17 protein-coding genes and 1 pseudogene are annotated in these 17,919 nt (G+C 55.8%); 9 read left to right on the plus strand and 9 right to left on the minus strand.

Features of this window, described 5'->3' with window-relative positions; translation table 11 throughout:
- The first annotated feature begins 5 nt into the window (after positions 1 to 5).
- The 4 genes from hutH to H9L05_RS19720 all read left to right on the plus strand — a co-directional run bounded on the left by hutH (position 6) and on the right by H9L05_RS19720 (position 5,143).
- A complete protein-coding gene (gene hutH, locus H9L05_RS19705) occupies positions 6 to 1,250 on the plus strand; it encodes a histidine ammonia-lyase (RefSeq protein WP_317175025.1) in 1,245 nt (414 codons plus the stop codon).
- A gap of 205 nt (positions 1,251 to 1,455) precedes the next feature.
- Positions 1,456 to 3,459, plus strand: coding sequence for a T9SS type B sorting domain-containing protein (locus H9L05_RS19710; protein WP_187732352.1), 2,004 nt, complete (start codon positions 1,456 to 1,458; stop codon positions 3,457 to 3,459).
- Between the two features lie 240 nt (positions 3,460 to 3,699).
- Positions 3,700 to 4,035 (plus strand): YbaB/EbfC family nucleoid-associated protein, encoded by a 336-nt coding sequence (locus H9L05_RS19715; protein WP_133273242.1) that lies wholly within the window; start codon positions 3,700 to 3,702, stop codon positions 4,033 to 4,035.
- Positions 4,025 to 5,143, plus strand: coding sequence for a glycosyltransferase family 2 protein (locus H9L05_RS19720; RefSeq protein WP_187732353.1), 1,119 nt, complete (start codon positions 4,025 to 4,027; stop codon positions 5,141 to 5,143). The genes H9L05_RS19715 and H9L05_RS19720 overlap by 11 nt, the downstream gene beginning before the upstream one ends.
- Here the strand turns inward: H9L05_RS19720 and H9L05_RS27040 are convergent.
- Complete coding sequence (locus tag H9L05_RS27040) at positions 5,066 to 5,284, minus strand: PspC domain-containing protein (protein WP_133273243.1); 219 nt, start codon at positions 5,282 to 5,284, stop codon at positions 5,066 to 5,068. The two genes, H9L05_RS19720 and H9L05_RS27040, sit on opposite strands and share 78 nt — an antisense overlap.
- A 251-nt stretch (positions 5,285 to 5,535) precedes the next feature.
- On the opposite strand from H9L05_RS27040, the gene H9L05_RS19730 reads away from it, so the two are divergent.
- Both H9L05_RS19730 and H9L05_RS19735 read left to right on the plus strand, forming a co-directional pair.
- Positions 5,536 to 7,263: a tetratricopeptide repeat protein gene (locus H9L05_RS19730; protein ID WP_187732354.1), complete on the plus strand. Its 1,728-nt coding sequence runs from the start codon at positions 5,536 to 5,538 to the stop codon at positions 7,261 to 7,263.
- Between the two features lie 159 nt (positions 7,264 to 7,422).
- Positions 7,423 to 8,406: a pyruvate dehydrogenase complex E1 component subunit beta gene (locus tag H9L05_RS19735; protein ID WP_187732355.1), complete on the plus strand. Its 984-nt coding sequence runs from the start codon at positions 7,423 to 7,425 to the stop codon at positions 8,404 to 8,406.
- A 76-nt stretch (positions 8,407 to 8,482) separates the two neighbouring features.
- Here H9L05_RS19735 and H9L05_RS19740 read toward each other — a convergent pair whose 3' ends face one another.
- Both H9L05_RS19740 and H9L05_RS19745 read right to left on the minus strand, forming a co-directional pair.
- Positions 8,483 to 9,655 carry a hypothetical protein gene (locus H9L05_RS19740; protein ID WP_187732356.1) on the minus strand — a complete coding sequence of 391 codons (1,173 nt, stop codon included), beginning with the start codon at positions 9,653 to 9,655 and terminating at the stop codon, positions 8,483 to 8,485.
- On the minus strand, positions 9,643 to 9,876 hold the full coding sequence (locus H9L05_RS19745; protein WP_187732357.1) for a hypothetical protein: 234 nt from the start codon (positions 9,874 to 9,876) through the stop codon (positions 9,643 to 9,645). Before H9L05_RS19745 ends, H9L05_RS19740 begins: the two co-directional genes overlap by 13 nt.
- 152 nt (positions 9,877 to 10,028) lie before the next feature.
- On the opposite strand from H9L05_RS19745, the gene H9L05_RS19750 reads away from it, so the two are divergent.
- Both H9L05_RS19750 and H9L05_RS19755 read left to right on the plus strand, forming a co-directional pair.
- Entirely contained in the window at positions 10,029 to 10,337 is a 309-nt protein-coding gene (locus tag H9L05_RS19750; RefSeq protein ID WP_187732358.1) for a DinB family protein, read from the plus strand.
- Positions 10,280 to 10,612: a DinB family protein gene (locus tag H9L05_RS19755; protein WP_223284986.1), complete on the plus strand. Its 333-nt coding sequence runs from the start codon at positions 10,280 to 10,282 to the stop codon at positions 10,610 to 10,612. Before H9L05_RS19750 ends, H9L05_RS19755 begins: the two co-directional genes overlap by 58 nt.
- A 9-nt stretch (positions 10,613 to 10,621) precedes the next feature.
- On the opposite strand, the gene H9L05_RS19760 is transcribed toward H9L05_RS19755, so the two are convergent.
- From H9L05_RS19760 to H9L05_RS19780, 5 genes are all read right to left on the minus strand, one after another.
- On the minus strand, positions 10,622 to 11,074 hold the full coding sequence (locus tag H9L05_RS19760; protein WP_187732360.1) for an acyl-CoA thioesterase: 453 nt from the start codon (positions 11,072 to 11,074) through the stop codon (positions 10,622 to 10,624).
- A 183-nt stretch (positions 11,075 to 11,257) separates the two neighbouring features.
- Positions 11,258 to 12,550 (minus strand): RagB/SusD family nutrient uptake outer membrane protein, encoded by a 1,293-nt coding sequence (locus H9L05_RS19765; RefSeq protein ID WP_223284587.1) that lies wholly within the window; start codon positions 12,548 to 12,550, stop codon positions 11,258 to 11,260.
- Positions 12,551 to 12,641: 91 nt separating this feature from the next.
- Positions 12,642 to 14,000, minus strand: a complete 1,359-nt coding sequence (locus H9L05_RS19770; RefSeq protein ID WP_187732361.1) for a TonB-dependent receptor domain-containing protein — start codon at positions 13,998 to 14,000, stop codon at positions 12,642 to 12,644.
- 13 nt (positions 14,001 to 14,013) lie between these two features.
- Positions 14,014 to 14,451, minus strand: coding sequence for a hypothetical protein (locus H9L05_RS19775; RefSeq protein ID WP_187732362.1), 438 nt, complete (start codon positions 14,449 to 14,451; stop codon positions 14,014 to 14,016).
- Between the two features lie 44 nt (positions 14,452 to 14,495).
- Positions 14,496 to 15,560 carry a TonB-dependent receptor plug domain-containing protein gene (locus H9L05_RS19780; RefSeq protein WP_187732363.1) on the minus strand — a complete coding sequence of 355 codons (1,065 nt, stop codon included), beginning with the start codon at positions 15,558 to 15,560 and terminating at the stop codon, positions 14,496 to 14,498.
- A gap of 398 nt (positions 15,561 to 15,958) precedes the next feature.
- On the opposite strand from H9L05_RS19780, the pseudogene H9L05_RS19785 reads away from it, so the two are divergent.
- Positions 15,959 to 17,097: pseudogene (locus tag H9L05_RS19785) on the plus strand (anhydro-N-acetylmuramic acid kinase).
- A gap of 16 nt (positions 17,098 to 17,113) precedes the next feature.
- On the opposite strand, the gene H9L05_RS19790 reads toward H9L05_RS19785, so the two are convergent.
- Positions 17,114 to 17,866, minus strand: a complete 753-nt coding sequence (locus H9L05_RS19790) for a class I SAM-dependent methyltransferase (protein ID WP_187732364.1) — start codon at positions 17,864 to 17,866, stop codon at positions 17,114 to 17,116.
- Between the last annotated feature and the right edge of the window lie 53 nt (positions 17,867 to 17,919).

Genomic DNA, 17,919 nt, shown 5'->3' on the forward strand with positions numbered 1-17,919 from the left:
TGCTGATGTCGCATGCCTGTGGCACCGGCGACGAAGTGCCCGAAGAAGTAGTCCGGCTGATGCTTTTGCTTAAAGCGCAGAGTCTGAGCTACGGGAACAGCGGCGTGCAGGTGGCCACCGTGCAGCGCCTCCTCGACTTTTATAATCGGGAGATGTATCCGGTGGTGTACCAACAGGGCTCCCTCGGGGCCAGTGGCGATTTGGCGCCGCTGGCGCATCTGTGTCTGCCGTTGCTGGGCTTGGGCGAAGTAAATTATCAGGGCTACCGCCTGGCTTCTGCCGACGCCTTAAGCTTGTTTAGCTGGCCACCCATTGAGTTGGAAGCCAAAGAAGGACTGGCGCTGCTTAATGGCACTCAGTTCATGCTGGCGTACGGCGTGCATTGTACCCTACGCGCTCAGCGCCTGGCCAACGCTGCTGATGCCATTGGCGCGTTGTCGCTGGAAGCCTTTGGGGGGCAAAACCAGCCCTTTGACGCTCGCTTGCACCAATTGCGGCCGCATGCCGGGCAAGTAACCGCGGCCGAGCGCATACGCAGCTTCCTTTCCAACAGCGAGCTTCAGGACCAGCCCAAAGCCGCCGTTCAGGATCCTTACTCCTTCCGCTGTCAGCCGCAGGTGCACGGCGCCTCCCGCGACGCCTTTGCTTACGTGGCGCAGGTGCTGGAAACGGAATGCAACGCCGTGACTGACAACCCCAATGTATTTCCCGCTGACGATGCTATCCTTTCGGGGGGCAATTTTCATGGTCAGCCCCTGGCCCTGGCCCTCGATTTTCTGGCTATAGCCGTAGCCGAGCTGGGGGGCATTTCGGAGCGCCGTACGTACCAGCTGCTCAGTGGGCAGCGGGGTTTGCCGCCTTTCCTGGTGGCAGAGCCCGGCCTCAACTCGGGCCTCATGATTCCGCAGTACACGGCGGCTGGCATCGTGAGTCAGAATAAGCAGCTCTGTACGCCCGCATCGGTCGATAGCATTGTGAGCAGCAATGGGCAGGAAGACCACGTAAGTATGGGAGCCAACGCGGCTACCAAAGCCCGCCGTGTAGTCGAGAATGTGGAGCAATTAATTGGCATTGAGCTTCTTACCGCCGCGCAGGCACTCGCCTTTCGGCGGCCGGCTCGAACCTCAGCCGCACTGGAACAGATAGTCGAGGACTTCCGGCAAAAAGTAGCTTTCGTGAGTCGGGATCGGGTGCTGTACCCCGATTTGCAGGCCGCTGCCGCCTTCGTTCGCACTTATGAGTGGCCGTAATCAAGCCACTCCTTTTCGCCTAAATGGCTTCCCAAAGCCTACATTGGCAAAAATATTCTTTACTTAAGGGTAGCCTATTCAATTCTCAACAATATAGGGACTTGACTTATAGGCGATGGAGTTTGCAAAGGCTTTCATGCTGGCATAACTTCCTACTTTTAGTCATCCGAAAACGCAAACACCCCCTGGGTACGTTATAAGCTTCGTGAAAAACTTCTATCGTCTTTTTATTCTACTTCCAGCGTTGCTTTTGGCTACGTTGGCGCCCGCCCAAACCTGCGAGAACACACCCAACTCGGGGGCCGATTTTAAGGTCGTGGATGCTTCTACGGGTACAGAAATATCGACCTTATGCGCGGGCCGAGAAATCAGGCTTGTGGATAATAGCGGTCGGCAGCTCGACCCGAGCGTTGTGCGCTACGCCACCGGGGCCGCCGTCACCTGCACTGGCTCTGACTTCTCCACCAATGCTTTATACACCCCTAGCGCCGCTGACGCTACTCGCGGCTTCGTGGTTATTACCCAAAATACCCCCCAGGTAGTGGGGGCGTCGGGTATTATTTTCTCCAAGCGTCTGGAGGTGAAAGCGTCGCCGGCGCCCACCTTCACGCTCACCTCCTGCTCCGCCGACGTTGTCCAGGTAACCATTACTGACCAAGCGTACACGGCTAACCTCTACACCGTGAAGATTGGGAACAACGTGTTTCCTAACGTGGATAGAAGCCAGCCACGCACGTTTTCCGTTCCCGCAGGCAGCACGGCTGTGACGGTAACGGGTAACTACACCGGCAATAATCAGTGCAGCAACAGCAACACCCAAAACTTTACGCCCGCACCGGCTCCTTCGTCTCCTCCTGTCCTCACGAAGCTTGAGGTTCGTGACAAGAATATCGTATTCGATTTCGATAACATCCAACCCGGGTTTCAGTATGAGATTCAGGTAGCCGAAGCGAGTGCTCCGGGCGGTTATCGTACTATTGCCAGTCGTATTAGCGGCAGTGGTATCGTGCGGGATTATACCGTGCTCAATGTCCCATTACCTGGTTGCTACCGCATCGTTCCCTCCTCGGCCTGCGGTGCAGGCTTAACCACTGGCTTGCGAGGTTCTCCCTTGGTTTGCACGGTTGATTTGTTTAATACAATCAGTCTGGTTTCTACGTCAGCGAATGGAATAAACAAGCTCGAGTGGAAAACTCTTTCTCCCGATATCAATACTTTTCGGATAGAACGGACTGAGCCAGGCGTGAATCCGGTAATTATAGCCACATTACCCGGTACTGCCCCCTTTGAATACTTCGACAACACCGCGAGTTGTGGTACTACCTACACGTATCAGGTAACCGCTCTAGTCGATCGGGCTGCTTCGTGGTCTAACAAGTCCTCGGTGACAACAGCTGCCGGCACCGCACCACAACCACCGCGACTGATAGCGAGCTTTACCCTCAGTAATAAGGTAGAGCTTTATGCTACGAACGCTGTGGGGCAACCCTTGCCCAATGAGCTTACTTTTCTGCGAACCTCCCCTACTCCTGTTGAATTGGGCGTGGTAAACGCACCCACAATCAGCGACACACCCGATAACCTGAGCGTTGTCAATCCACCGGTGTATCTGGCCCGCCGCCGCGATGCCTGCGGCAGCATATCAGCCGATAGCAACCCTGCCTCTCCCGTTGTACTGTCTGTTAATCCTCAGCCCGAAGGAGCCCGCTTTACCTGGTCGCCGCTGGTAGGCCCTGATGCCTCTATTCCTGTAACCTACCAGTTGGTGCGCCTGGCACTTAATGGCTCTACTATCGACATTATCCCAGTGAGCGGACTGAGTTACACAGATACTCAGCCTCCTACCAATCAGAGCACCGTGCGCTACCGCATTGAGGCCACAGGCGGTGGCTTGGCGGCGGCCAGCTATTCTAACCTGGTCAATGTCACGCGTCAGCCCCGCCTGGCAATGCCGACGGCCTTTTCACCCAACGGCGACGGACTAAACGATGTATTAGAAGTAAAAGGACGCTTCCTGAGCACATTTGTTTTCGTCGTCATCGACCGCAATGGGCAGGAAGTGTTTCGCGGCACCAACCGTACCCAGACCTGGGACGGGCGCATCAATGGGCGGGCACCCGTACCTGGGGCGTACGCGTGGCGCTTCGAGGCCCTTACGGATGAAGGAAAGCCATTCATACAGCACGGCGCCATTACCATCGTACGCTAGCTGAAGCGCCAAATGCTACGCTCCGCAGTGCAGGTCGGAGTTCATTAATTGCTCTGGCAGGCACTGAAGTTGACAAACGAAGTACCTTTGTTTAGCAGTCGCCGTACACGAACAATCTCGGGAGCTGCCTCTGCACCGACACCGTGAAAACCATGTGCGGCTCCTCCTGCACTACTTAAGCAGGCACTAGTCAGCTTTTATAAACCTCATTTAAACGCCCACAGGGCACTATTTTGGCTTATGTTTGATATGATGGGCATGATGGGCAAAGTGAAGGAGCTTCAGGATAAGATGAAGCAGGCCCAGGATGAAGTTCAGTTCCTGACCGCTACGGCCGAGTCCGGCGGCGGCTTGGTGAAAGCTACTGCCAATGGCAAGCGCAATGTGGTGAAGCTGGAAATAGATGAGTCGCTGCTCACTCCCCAAGACCGCGAGATGCTGGCCGACCTTGTAGTGGCGGCAGTAAATAAGGCCCTCGATGAAGTAAGCGAGAAAGCCAAAGAAGAACTTAAGAACAAAACGGCCGGTTTGATGCCCAATCTTCCGGGCCTCGACCTTGGCAATTTTGGCCTCTGATCCTTTCGCGTCACCTACCCTTTCGCTCCCGCACGTAGCCGTCGTTATTCTTAACTGGAACGGCCGCGAGCTGCTGCGCACGTTTCTGCCTTCCGTGCTGGCCCACTCCGATGGTGCCCGCGTGGTGGTGGTCGATAATGCCTCTACCGACGACTCGGTGGAGCTACTGGGGGGCTTTTTTCCGGGTGTTGAAATTATTCAGCACGCTGAAAATCTGGGTTTTTGCGCTGGCTATAACCAAGCTCTGACTCAGCTCGATTCAACCTATTACGTCCTGCTCAACTCTGATGTAGCCGTAACTCCGGGCTGGCTGCAGCCCTTGGTGGCGCTGCTGGATCGGCAGCCGGCAGTGGCCGCGTGTCAGCCCAAGCTGCTGGCTCACGCCGCGCCCACGCAGTTTGAATACGCCGGTGCCGGGGGTGGCTACCTCGACCGCCTGGGCTACCCTTTCTGCCGGGGCCGTTTGTTTGAAACCATAGAAACTGACCACGGCCAGTATAACGACGCTCGCCCCGTAGCTTGGGCCAGTGGCGCCTGCATGGCAGTACGGGCCAGCGCTTGGCATGAGCTGGGTGGACTGGAAACAGCTTTTTTTGCGCACATGGAGGAAATTGACCTGTGCTGGCGTTTCTGGAATGCGGGCTATGAAGTTTGGTATGAGGGCAGCAGCACGGTATACCACGTGGGCGGCGGCACCTTGCACAAGTCTAACCCTCGCAAAACCTACCTCAACTTTCGCAACGGCTTAGCTCTCTTATACAAAAATGCCCCCCAGAGTGAGTTGGGGGGCATTTTTATCCAGCGAATTGGTTTGGATTGGATTGCGGCCTTTCGTATGCTGGCTCAAGGTGCCTTTGCTGATGCCCGCGCCGTACTGCGGGCGCATCGTGATTTTTTTAAGAACCGCCGCTATTGGCGGCAGCAGCGAATAGCGGCCCGACCTCACTTGCGGGTAGCGGAGCGCCCCGGCGTGTACGCTCGAAGTTTGGTGTGGGCGTATTTTGGGTTGGGAAAGCGGACGTTCACCGACCTACAAATCCCAGACGGTGCTCCGCTGCCGCCGCAACGCGCGGCGCACGTTCATCCAGAAAGCCAGCGCGAAGTATAATACTACCGGCGACCCGAAGGTGAAGAAAGAAGCATAGATAAATGATAGCCGCACGCTGCTCGTAGAGAAGCCCAGCCGGTTCCCCAAGGCATTGCAGACTCCGAAGCTCTGCTTTTCGATGAAGTCGGTTAATTTTCTCATTACTCCTCAGTATGAAGCCCTTACACAGGCTATGATTGGTCAAAATAACGATAAAAGCACCGAATATCAAGCTCCGTGCTGTAACTAGCAAGCAATTTTAGCCGGCAAAACCGAGTTTTGCATGTGTTGCTTCAATTCGATAACCCAGCTCTCCGCCTTTAAATAGATCTATGAAAGATGCTTTTCGCTCGCTTCTACCGGCTTTTATTTGCCTAACGATCGTGGCGCTACCTGGTTGTACGCTACCGCGGATGTTAAAGGTTGCGCAGGAAGGCCAGGAAGTGCGCGTACAGCCGGCGGTGCTGGAAAGTAACGGCGAAAATGTGCTGTTTGAAGTAACGGCCCGCGTGCCAGCCAAGCACTTACGCAAAGGCAAAGCCTATAATCTCGATCTTAGCTACCGCTACGATAACGGCTTGCAGCAAGACACGCTGGGTCGCATTACCTTTGTTTCGGGCGAGTATGTGTACGACGAGCAGGATAAGAACAAGCTGGTGATTACCAAGCAGTTTTCTTTTCCGTACACACCCCGCAAAAGCCCTGGCACGCTGATAGCGCGGCCTGATGCGCGCCGCCTCAAGCCGGGGGGCAAAATGGTGAAAGGCAATGAGCTTCCGCTGGCTCGGGGCATCGTGACTACCGCCCGCCTCGTCGTACGCCAGGATTCAACCCTGAATGTGCTACCCGAAACGGTCAGCAATGACCGCAGTGGTACTCGTGTGCTGCCCTTTTTCTTCGATGCCGGCAAGTCGGCCATTCGCAATTATCTGGGTACCAACGTGGCCGCGCTGGAAGACTTTATCGACTCCAACCAGCGCACCGAACGGGTTATGATCGTGGCCGGCCACTCCCCCGACTCGCTCGATGCCCACGACCCGCGCCTGGCCGATCGGCGGGTGCAGGCGCTGGCCAAATACTACAAGCAGCGCGTCGATGGTTTTTCATACCATAATTCGGTACGCAGCATCGTATTTGAAACGCAGGCATACCGGCAGCGCTGGGATTTATTTCTGAGCAAAGTGCAGGAATCAGCCCTCAAGCCCGAGCAGATTGACACCGTGGTGCAGATTGTGAACGATACGCGGGGCTCTTTTGCGCAGAAGGAAAAGCGGCTTCATACCTTATCCTTTTATGACTACCTCGAAGATTACGTGTACCCGGTGCTGCGCTTTGGCACGGTAGCCGTGCAATACACCGCCCCGACCCGCTACGACTCTGAGGTATATCTGCTCTCCAAGAAGATTGTTGAGAAAGCGGCCGAAACGGATGCGCTTACGCCGGAGGAGCTGCGCTATTCGGCTACGCTCACGCCTCTGCTGGCCGAGAAACAGCGCATTTACGAAACGGCCGTAGCCACTACGGGTCGCTGGGAGGCTTATTATAACTTGGCCGCAGTGCTTTTGCAGCGCTCTGAAAAAGAAATAACCGACAAATCGCGCCGGGCCTACCAGCGGCGGGCGGCTACGTATTTCACGTTGGCCGCCCATCGCAACCCCACGGCTGAGTTGTTCTTTCGGGTGGCCACGGCTTACCATCGCGCCGGCGACCAGCTTGAGGCCCTCCAAAGCTACGATTACGCCATTAAGCTCGGCGGCCCGCGCCCCGTGTTGGAGAAGGCTTTTGCCGATAAAGCTGCGCTGGAAATTGAAATTGGTCAGCTCGACGACGCCTTGCGCAGTCTCAGCTTCAGCGGCAAATCCTACCAGAACACCATGAATCTGGCCTTGATCTACCTAATCAAGCAGAACTATGAAGGCGCTACCAAGCTTTATCAGGAAGCTCTGGACCAGAAGCCCAATGATGCCATGGCGTACTACTGCCTGGCCGTGGTGGCGGCCCGTGCCCGCGACGAAAGCCTCGTCGGAGAACGGCTGCGGCAGGCCGTGGCCTTGGATCGGGCTTATGCCCAGCGCGCCGTGGAGGATCTGGAGTTTAGTAGCTATGCCAGGTCGAAGGCATTCTTGGAGGCGCTGCGCTAGAAGAAGGTCAGAACGAGCAGTTCCCCTCCTTACCAAGGAGGGGAGCTATGTTCTTCCATCCTTCATTTGCCCCGGCGCCCTGTGCGTTGTAGCTTTACGCGCCGGTGTAGCGCCGGCTTTTCTGTCTCTGACCTTTCGATTTCGTTAACCAGAATAACTATGCGGACCATCCAATTCCGGGAAGCCCTGCGCGAAGCCATGTCTGAAGAAATGCGCCGCGATCCGCGCATATTTCTGATGGGTGAAGAAGTAGCCGAGTATAATGGCGCTTACAAAGTAAGCCAGGGTATGCTCGACGAATTCGGCCCCGAGCGCGTGATTGATACGCCCATTGCTGAGCTAGGCTTTGCTGGTATCGGGGTAGGTGCAGCCATGAATGGCCTGCTGCCCATCATCGAGTTCATGACCTTCAACTTCTCGCTGGTAGCCATTGATCAGGTTATCAACTCGGCGGCCAAGATGTACTCAATGTCTGGGGGGCAATATTCTATTCCTATCGTGTTCCGTGGGCCGACGGGCAGCGCCGGTATGCTATCCAGCCAACACTCGCAGAATTTCGAGAACTGGTTTGCCAATACGCCCGGCCTGAAAGTAGTAGTGCCCAGCAACCCGTATGATGCGAAAGGCTTGCTGAAAAGCGCTATCCGCGACCCGGATCCAGTGATTTTTATGGAGTCGGAGCAGATGTACGGCGACAAAGGTGAAGTGCCCGAAGAAGAATACCTGCTGGAAATCGGCAAGGCAAACGTCGTTCGTCCCGGCACCAGCGTAACCATCGTAAGCTTCGGCAAAATGATGAAAATCGCTTTGGCCGCCGCCGATGAGCTGGCCAAAGAAGGCGTAGAAGCCGAAGTTATCGACCTGCGCTCTGTGCGCCCCATCGATTACGACACGCTGATAGCCTCGGTTAAGAAAACGAATCGCATCGTTATCGTAGAGGAAGCCTGGCCGCTGGCCAGCATTAGCTCCGAGCTAACCTATACCATTCAGCGTCGTGCCTTCGACTACCTCGATGCGCCCGTCGTTCGCATCACCTGCATGGATGTGCCCCTACCCTACGCGCCAACCCTCATAGAGGCGTCGTTGCCGAATGTAGAGCGCACGGTAAAGGCAGTGAAGGAAGTGATGTATCAGAAAGCCTAAAGCAGGGCTTCCCAAACTTAGTTAACCCAAAAAAGCCCCCAGTCGCGGTTGGGGGGCATTTTTTTGGGTGCTTTTCTTAATACAGTAGCTTTCCGACGCAGCCAGGGCAGATTGTTTGACCTACCGCTTCCGATAGCCACCAACATCCAGCTACCCAAAGCATTAGCCCAAGCGTAGCTAGCACACCCACTGCCGGACGTGAACGAAACCGAAGCCACCACTCGGAAGGCGAAAACAGGAATACTACTGCACTGAGCAAAAGCAGATGGAGCGGCAGTAAAAACCGGTTCTCCATAGCAATAGGAATAGCTGCGGCACAAGGCAACAGGAGCGCCAGCAATACCCAGTAGTGTTGCCAGCGTAACTGCTTGGGGCGGATAGTACTGAGGGCCAGCGCTATCAGCACATAATTCAGCAGCTTCAAAGGCAGTGATTCCGGGCTATTTGCCGTCAGCCGGTAAGGAGTCGGATATCGGATATCCAGCCCGTTGAAGATATGACGGCCGTAGCGCAGGAAAAAATCGACGGGCTGCTGAGTTACCAGCTGCAGATATTGCCCATACGACGTGTATTCCCGCTGCTTCAATCGCTCAAACAGCTTCACTCCCGACTCGTCGGCATAAGGCAAAGCGCCGGGATACGTTAAAGCGCCGTCATAAAGCTGCACGCGGGTTCCCCAGGCCAGCTGGTTTAAGTAAAATGATTCTTTCTGGCCTGCCATTCGAGCCAGCGTCAGGGGCGTATTTTCCTGAAAATGAAGGCGGTTGATAGCCCACTGCGGGCCCAAGGTGAGCGCCATCCCAACTATCAGGGCAACCCAGCGCCGACTATTGGCCTTAGGAGAATGTCGCTGGCTCCACCAAATGGCCAGCCCCAGAAACGGCAGCAAACTGAGCAGGTATACGGGGCGCATATTGAAGGTAGCAGCAATGCTCAGACCGGCCAACAGCCAGGCCAGCAGCCCCGGCCGGCTCAGCAGCCACAGACTCAGCAGCAGCGTACCCAGCGCGGGCATGTCGGTGAGGGTAAAACTGAAGAAGTCGCGCCAAAAAATAAAGCCCGCTAGCACCAGCAGCAGCCAGCGTCCTGCCGTAATCCGCCAGCCGGTAATGCTCGTCCATAAGCCAGGAATCAGGAACCCGAACAGCAGGGCGGCCCATACGGAGCCCAGCATCTTGGCGGCCGTGAGCATGGAGCAATCGGTAAAAAAGCGAAACGCCAGGGCCGGAAACATCATCAGCGGCCCCACATACCCCGAAGCGGGTCGTCGTAATACAGCAGTGAAAACGACTGGTGCTGCCGCTGAAACTTTACCGCCATTACCCAATACTGTACGGCGTCATGCTGAAGATTACCGCCCTGAAAGTCGTTGAAGGGCAGATAGATCAGATACACAAGCCACACAAACGCTATTCGCCACCCAACTGCCAGTGGGCTGCTCAGGAAATCTTGTACTTTATTCCGACTCATGATTTAATCGCGGGCTTTACACGCGGCACTTCCTTCCAGCTCTCTTCGCGCCCCTGACGAACGATGCAGGACTTACTTGGGGGCATATTTTGCGTATCTTTTGCCAAAGCTACGCCGCTGAGCGTAACCTTCCATTCCCGCGCACTGCAACCATGAATCATCGTCTGAATCTACGTTTTGAGCAGCTTGAACGAGCTACTAATCAACTTCTAGCGCAGGTAGAGTTGCTGGGCGAACGAGCCAGCACCTCGCCCGGTCCTGGACAATGGTCGGCGGTACAGGTGGTGCACCACCTGCTGGTTTCCGAAACGGGCATCAATCAATACATCGACAAAAAGCTGGCCCAGACCGAGGATTTGGAGGAAGCAGGTGTGGGGGCTTTTTGCGGTCCACCTTGCTGCGAGTGCTCCTGCGCCTGCCTTTTCTGCGCTTCGCCGCCCCTTCCAAGCTCAAAGGACTGACGCCCGATGAGGTCCCACCCTTGCCTATGCTGCGAGCCGAGTGGGAAAGCGTGCGCCGTAAGCTGGAGCGCACCTTAAATGAGTACCCTTCCAAGCTTTTGAACCGCGCCATTTTTAAGCATCCACGGTCTGGTATGCTTACTATTTACCAAACCCTGGATTTTATGGTTGACCATGTGCTGCACCATCAGCGGCAGGTAAGTCGCATTGCGCAAGCAGTTGCGGCCATGCCACCGCCGGTAGTGGTAGCTCATAAAGAGAATCAGCCGACATAAGCCGGAGCGCTACTCCTTCTTCTCTCGCACGATATCGGCGTAAGTCTCATGGCGCGTCACGTGCTGAAATGCCTCCACCATCTCGGCCGGGGGTATCGTGAGCTTTCGCAGGCTGAGGTCGAGCCACGCGCCATCTACCGATACGGTTGCCGCCATGCGCCCATCGCCTTTGTATATTGAATGAATAATGCGCCAACGGCTGCCGTCGGCGCTTAGCCCGCCCAATTCGGCCGTGACCCGGATGGTTTCGCTGATACCTATTTCTTTCAAAAAACGGGTGTCTTCGCGAAACAGAATGGGGCCAATGCGCAATTCAGCAAAGCGACGTATGGTAAAGCCTTGATCGGCCAGAAAATCGAGGCGAACCTGGGCAGCATAATCGGTGTACGCGGAGTGACGCATGTGCACATTGGGGTCCATATCGGCCCAGCGCACGGTGAAGGTTTTTTCGTAAACAGACATTCGGGGAAATAAGCGGGTTTTCGTTTGACGGAGTTTGGGGGCAAATTAGGCCCTTTCTGGTTGACGGCGGTGATTCCTGAATCAATGCGCCGGTAACCTGCGCAGTAATAGGAGGTTTAAGAAGTCACAAAAAATGCCCCCAGAAGTAAGCTGGGGGCTTTTTTGAGCAGGGACTTTGGCAAATTAGATAGCCGGATCGGCGGGCACGTTAGGGTTGGTCAAACGCTCCTGCTGCGGATAAGGATAAAAATTACGGTTGCGCTCGGCGGAAGCGGGCGGCGTGCCGGTAGCAGGCGGCGCCGGACGGCCAAAACGACGGCTGTCGGGCAGGCGCAAACCCGTCAGATACAGCTCCGCACTGCGCTGACGATAGATTTCTAATAGCAGCGCCTCCGTGGTAACGGGGCCACTGTAGGTAGGCAGATTGGCACCCACTCCGTACAGGTCGGCACCGGGAGCCTGGGTGCGCACGGCGTTGATGTCCTGCACGGCTGCCGCCAGACTACCACCGCTCCGCACCAGCGCCTCGGCCCGACTCAGGCGAATCTCATCGGGCAGGTAAGCCGGAATGCTGGTATTTATGGTAGCAAAAAAGCCTGTTACCACCGGTTGGGGGGCGTTATTGATAGTTTCCTGGCCAATATAAAAAGCCACCCGCGCATCGTTGGGGTAAGCCAGCGCTGCCGGCAGCCCAAAGCCCGTCAGCTCGCGGGGCCGAAAATTGCGCGCCACTACCGCCGACTGATAGATTGGGTTAGGATTCTGGTTGTTGTACTGAAAAACCGAACGCTTGGTCAGATCGATGGAATTAGCTGCGGCCAGCGTGGCAGCGTAGTTACCAGCCTGCAAGGTATAGCGTACTCGGTATGCATTAATGGTGTTAATCAAATCGAAGGCTGAGCCCAATACTTTCGTGTTGAAATCGGCGGAAGGTGGCGTAGCGGTGATAAGCTGCTGGGCCTCGTCGAGCAAGCGGATGGCTTCGCTTAAGAGTTGTTCGCGGGGCACAAACGTGGCCGCTGGCCCGCCCTGCCTACTGGTAGTGAGCGGCGCCTGCTCAAAGCACTGCGACAGCGTACCCAGCGCAATTGCCCGAAACAGATTGGCGTGGGCCAGCACCGCATCGCGGGTAGCAGGATCAGCACTGAGGACTGTGGGTGCGCTGGTCGTCAAATCTTCCGCCATGCCGGCCACACGCAGCAGCCGCGACCATAAGTTGGTTATGTTGGCGTTGTTGTTGGGCAAGTCGGCGCCGCCGGCTTCCACTTCCAGCACGTTGGTAAAGGTTGAAATGCCGCGTAGCTCACGGGCCGTAGCGCCCGGCGTCAGAATAACGGCCTCCAGTGCACTATTGGCGTAAAACTGACGCATCCCGACGCTCAAAGCCAGCAGCCCGTCGCGGGTAGTCAGTACCTCGGCTTCGGTGGGGTTGTTTGGGTTAGGCAAATTCAGGTCGCAACCGGGAGCAATCAGCAAAAGCCCCCACAGAAGGCGAGCGTAGCCAAACGGCTTTTATATGATTTCATGATAGTAAAGGCTAGATGAAAAATGAGGCGCTCCGACCAGGTTAAAAAGTAGCACTCAGGCCCAGGGTGAGCGTGCGCGGAATAGGCACTTCCACGAAGTCGAAGTTGCGTACCACGGTGCTTTGGCCGGCGGCATTTACCTCAGGGTCGTAGCCGCTATAGTTGGTAAAGACAAGCAGGTTGCGGCCCGTCAGGCTGGCCCGTATATTCTGCAAGCCCAGAAACTTGGGAGTAAGCGTGTAAGACACCGACGCTTCGCGCAGCTTCACGTAGGAACCGTCCTCAATGTATTCTTCAAAAATGCCGAACAGCACCGCGCTCGTGCCTTTGGGCACCTCGCCGCGCAACTCGGGCTCGTAGCCCGCGAGGCCGCCGTATAGGTCACGCTCACCTACGCGCCGTGTGAAGTTGAACACGTCAAAGCCCTGTACCGCATCGAATTGCAGCCGGAAGTTCAGATTGCCGGCCACGGTCACTTCATTGATAAGCGAAGCGAGATAATCTGGGTTGGGGTCGCCGATAATCTTGCTCAGCACGGAGCCGCGGGGCTGGCCTTCGGGCGTACGCTGGGGCACGCCATTGACACCTAACTCGCGCTGGGGAAAACCAGCGGGCGTCAGCAGCAAAGAACCATCGGGATTGCGGGCGTAGTAGGTGCTATAAAACACGCCCACGGGTGCGCCATTCACGGCGGCCACCTGCCCAAAGCCCCCCGCGAAAGGCAAAATACCGTTGCCCTCGATTCCGTTTACCTCGTTACGGTTGCGAGTATAGGTAGCGGTTATGTTCCAGACTACTTTCTCCTTTTGCAATGGCACCGCCCGCAGCAGCACTTCCACACCTTGGTTGGTCATGGTGCCCACGTTCTGAAGGCCGGTAAGAAAGCCGGTACTCGGCTCAAACGTGCGGTTGAGCAGCAGGTCGTTAATCTTCTTGTTGTAATACGTGGCTTCCAGGCCTATGCGGCCGCCAAAGAAACCAGCATCGAAGCCCAATTCAACTTCTTCCTGCCGCTCCGGTCCCAACCGTGGGTCGCCGAGCTGCGCCGGCCGGTACACGCCCAACAAACCGCCAACGCTTGTGGGCACATAGTTGGTTTGCTTATCGTAGGCACCAATGGCGGTCAGATTGCCCGACTGACCATACGAAGCGCGCAGCTTGAGCGTGGGCACGTAATTAGTCAGGGGGCCATTTTTCCAGAATCCTTCTTCCGATAACAGATAGGAGGCGCTGGCTTTATAATAGGTTTGCCAATTGGCGTCGTTGTTGAGCCTATCGTAGAAAGGCGATGCCGCATCGACACGCACGGCACCCGTCAGATATAAGCGCTGACCTAGCCCGAAGGTTTGCTGCGCAAAGTAGCCCTCTATCCGGCGCTCCGTGCGGCCTTCAGATGCCACAGAAACCCCATTGTTAATAGTTTGCCCCCAATACCCAGTTGCTGTGCCGTGAGGCTGGTGCTCTGCACTTCATCGTATTGCCAAGTAGCCCCACGCTGGTCGTCGACTCTAACCACTCCGTAAAGTTGCGGCGGTAGCCCAGAGTCACGTCGTTATTATACTGAAACACGGTGCGGTCAGCGCGGCGCGCAAAACCAGTAGCATAGTCTGGGGTGGTGTTGCCGGGCGGAATGAAGGCCGTACCAAGCTGGGTATAGGAATCGACTCCAAAAACATAGTCGGCCGTGAAGCCTTCGAAGGGAGTCAGGTTCAGCTGCACATCACCGATAAAGCGCGAAGTACGCTGGCGAAAATCGAAGCGGTTGATGGCCTCCAGGGGATTGGTGCGGGTAAGGTTGCTGGGGCTGGTGCCGGGATAAACGCCCGTAACGGGATTGGGAGCAGGATTCACGAAGTTATTGCTGAAGATAAACCCCGTGAGTGCGCCGTAGGCTGTTACGAGGCCGCCATTCGGGATTTCGCGGCTGTCACTAAGGGTATAATTGCCCCCACCGACAAGCTGGCCCAGTTAGTTAGAGTTTGCTGGAGGCGCAAACGCCCCGTTTTGCGGTCGAAGTCGGTGGCATCTACAATGCCCTGGTTCTTGAAATAAGAACCCGAAAAGAAGTAGCGTGTAGCTTGGCTGCCGCCGGACACGGAGACGTAGTTATCGGTGCCAACGGCGGTACGGAAAATTTGATCCTGGAAGTCATAGCGCTCTGCCGGCACCTGCGTCAGATCGGAGGCGACGGTATTAGTGAAGCGAAATGGATACGTATTCACATCCAGCGTCTTACGAATTTTGGACACAATAAAATTGCTCGACACCGTTACGGAGGGCTTGCCTTCCTTTCCGCGCTTGGTAAAAATCTGGACTACACCGTTGGAGGCCCGCGAGCCGTAAATGGCTGCCGCTGCAGCGCCTTTAATAATCTCGATACGGTCGATGTCGGCCGGGTTCAGGTCGACGAGGCGGTTCTGAGCATAGCCACCCAAATCGAGCAACTCTGGTGAGTCATTATTAACAATAACGCCATCAATGATATACAACGGATCGGAGCTACCTACCACGGTGCTAGTGCCGCGCAGCCGCACCGAAATGCCCCCCGCCGGATTGCCGGAGTTCTGCGACACCTGAGCGCCAGCTACTTTGCCCTGTAAGGCCTGATCGATCTGGACGGCGGCACCCTGAGTCAGCTCGCGCGCATTCACCGTACTGATGGCATTGCCGAGCTGTTGCTTGCTGGTGGCTACTGAGTTGCCAGTCACTACTACTTCCTTAAGGCCTACCAAATCCTCTCGCAGCGTGGCATCGGCAGTTATCTGTGTTTCGGTACCCAGAGTTAGCGATTGCGTGATGTTGGCGTAGCCTACGGAACTGATAGCCAGTTGGTAAGTGCCGGGTCGAACGGATGCACGCAGCTCATAAGTCCCATCGGCGCCCGTGGCTGTGGCCAGCACCGTATTGGCAATGCGCACCGTGGCACCGGGCACACCCACCCCGCCATTGGCATCTGTCACACGCCCCGAATCGTATAAGCAACATTCTGGGCCCAGGCTGCCGAGCTACTAAGTATCAGCAGCAAGAACCCTAGCCAGGCAACAGTTGTGCTGCCAAACTGCCGGAACCGATTCGCTCCGGGCGAGTATAGGTGTACCATAAAACGGGATTTGGTAGAAAGAAAGAATAAGAAAGCGTGGAAATAGGTATTGGTAAGATAGTGCCTACTACCGACACTTAGCATTTTACACCGAAGATTTTAGGCTTATTCCAGTTGATACAGCCCGTTCAGCCTCACTCCTGCTACTCTCAATTTGGACTCCCTGAATGTTTGCCCCACATTTACCTGCCTATGAATCCCAACCTGCACAACCTCTTCACTATTGCCCAAAAGCCCCAGCGCCGTATCATCGGCCTGATGTCGGGTACTTCGCTTGATGGCCTTGATGTGGCGCTGTGCCGGTTTGAAGGCAGCGGACCGGCCACCCATGTGCAGGTCGAGCGCTTTGCCACCGTACCTTACCCGGAGGCGGTGAAAGCAGAAATCAGGCGGGTTTTTGCCAAAAGCACCATCGACTTTGAGCATCTGTGCCTTCTTAACCCATGGATAGCGCTGCTGCACGCGGATATAGTTCTGGACTGCCTGCGCGCCTGGAAAATTGCCCCCAGGACGTGGATTGCATCGCCAGTCATGGTCAAACGGTGTTTCACGCTCCCAAAAGCCAGCACGGCAAACCCAATTTTCCGAATGCTACGCTTCAGATCGGTGATGGCGACCATGTAGCCGTGCGCACCGGCATTCTCACGATCAGCGACTTTCGGCAAAAGCACGTGGCCGCTGGCGGCGAAGGCGCACCGCTGGCTGTGTATGGCGATTATCTGCTGTTTTCCAAAGCTAGGGAAGACCGCATTCTCCTCAATATGGGCGGCATTGCCAACTTCACGTTTCTGCCTGGCTCCCTTGATGCTGGGGCAATGTTCTCGACTGATGTTGGTCCGGGCAATACGCTTCTGGATGCGTTTACGCAGCTTTATTTCCCCGACAAAAGCTACGATGCCGAGGGCGCCATTGCTGCCCAAGGCCAGGTGCACGAGCCGCTGCTGCGTGCATTACTCGATCATCCGTTTTACGCCGCGGCCTTCCCCAAAACCACTGGACCGGAGCTATTTAGCCGCGACTACGTAGTGCAGGCCCAGCAACGCAGTAACTCGGTTAGTCTCTCCCCTGCCGATCTGCTGGCTACGCTCGTCGAATTTAGCGCGGCGGGCATTGTGGCGTCTATTCGGCGCTGCTTTCCAACCTCCGATGCCCCGCTGACCATATATGCCAGCGGCGGCGGTATGCACAACCCAGTGCTGATGAAGACGTTGCACTTACAATTACCTGACTGCCGCTTTCTTACCACCCACGACCTGGGCATCAATCCCGACGCGAAAGAAGCCGTTCTTTTCGCAGTGTTAGCAAATGAAACTCTGGCAGGAAGCAACGCGCCGCTCGGCAGCAGCCGGCCAGGTATTCCAGCAGTATCGATGGGCAAAATCTCGTTTGCGCAGTAGATGCAGATTTTCTCGCTTACTGATTTGCCTGATGTGCACCGGCACTCAGCGTCATACGGGCCAGATACTGCTGCTGATCGTCCTCAGCAACGATTTCCATCTCGTAGCCAGCTTCTTCGGCGTAGTCCTGCAAAATACTGGCCTCCACAAACAGCCACTGAAAAGGCGCGCCCGTTTCGCCCTCATATGTCATGGCGTACTCTATTTCGCCGTAGTAAGGGCCATTCAAATCAATGAGCAAAGCGCCCTCTTCGTCTTCGTAGAGGTAGGCGACATCTGATGAAGTGGCTAAAATTTGCCCCCCAGGCGCAAGAAAGCTGCGCGCATGCTTCAGAAAACGCGCCAGTCCATCAAGGGTGCCAACGAGGCCCAAGCCATTCATCAGCATCAGAATGGTGTCAAACTGTTCGCCGCTGGCAGGAATATCAAAAAGGTTGTGATGGGCTACTTCGCGCACGCCTCTCTCCTCCATCACCTGCACCGCGCCGGCCGATACGTCGAGGGCGCGCACCGAAAACCCACGGTTTTGTAATTCTAGTGCATGTGCGCCCGCGCCGGCTCCCAAATCCAGTATTCTGCCTTGACATTCTTCCAGGGCGCGACGCTCTAATTCAGGCATTTCCCACAGCGACCGAAAAAAATAACTCGCGGGCAATGGCTCATCTTCACTGACGTTGGTGTGCACCGTAAGCGTAGCGGATTTATCACCACGCAAATAAGCAGTTAATGCGTGACCCAGCGGATCGGAGTTAGTAACAGAAGAAGTCATAAGTTGAAGATACGCGCAGTTGCTTCAAGGGGATATAAATTATTTTAAAACAG

The sequence above is a fragment of the Hymenobacter qilianensis genome, from assembly GCF_014489555.1.
Taxonomy (GTDB): Bacteria; Bacteroidota; Bacteroidia; order Cytophagales; family Hymenobacteraceae; genus Hymenobacter; species Hymenobacter qilianensis.

Coding starts and splice junctions, on each gene's coding strand:
- H9L05_RS19750 (WP_187732358.1), top strand. CDS start 10,029: ATGAATCATCGTCTGAATCTACGTTTTGAGCAGCTTGAACGAGCTACT.
- H9L05_RS19760 (WP_187732360.1), bottom strand. CDS start 11,074: ATGTCTGTTTACGAAAAAACCTTCACCGTGCGCTGGGCCGATATGGAC.
- H9L05_RS19730 (WP_187732354.1), top strand. CDS start 5,536: ATGTTAAAGGTTGCGCAGGAAGGCCAGGAAGTGCGCGTACAGCCGGCG.
- H9L05_RS19715 (WP_133273242.1), top strand. CDS start 3,700: ATGTTTGATATGATGGGCATGATGGGCAAAGTGAAGGAGCTTCAGGAT.
- H9L05_RS27040 (WP_133273243.1), bottom strand. CDS start 5,284: ATGAGAAAATTAACCGACTTCATCGAAAAGCAGAGCTTCGGAGTCTGC.
- H9L05_RS19790 (WP_187732364.1), bottom strand. CDS start 17,866: ATGACTTCTTCTGTTACTAACTCCGATCCGCTGGGTCACGCATTAACT.
- hutH (WP_317175025.1), top strand. CDS start 6: ATGTCGCATGCCTGTGGCACCGGCGACGAAGTGCCCGAAGAAGTAGTC.
- H9L05_RS19745 (WP_187732357.1), bottom strand. CDS start 9,876: ATGAGTCGGAATAAAGTACAAGATTTCCTGAGCAGCCCACTGGCAGTT.
- H9L05_RS19735 (WP_187732355.1), top strand. CDS start 7,423: ATGCGGACCATCCAATTCCGGGAAGCCCTGCGCGAAGCCATGTCTGAA.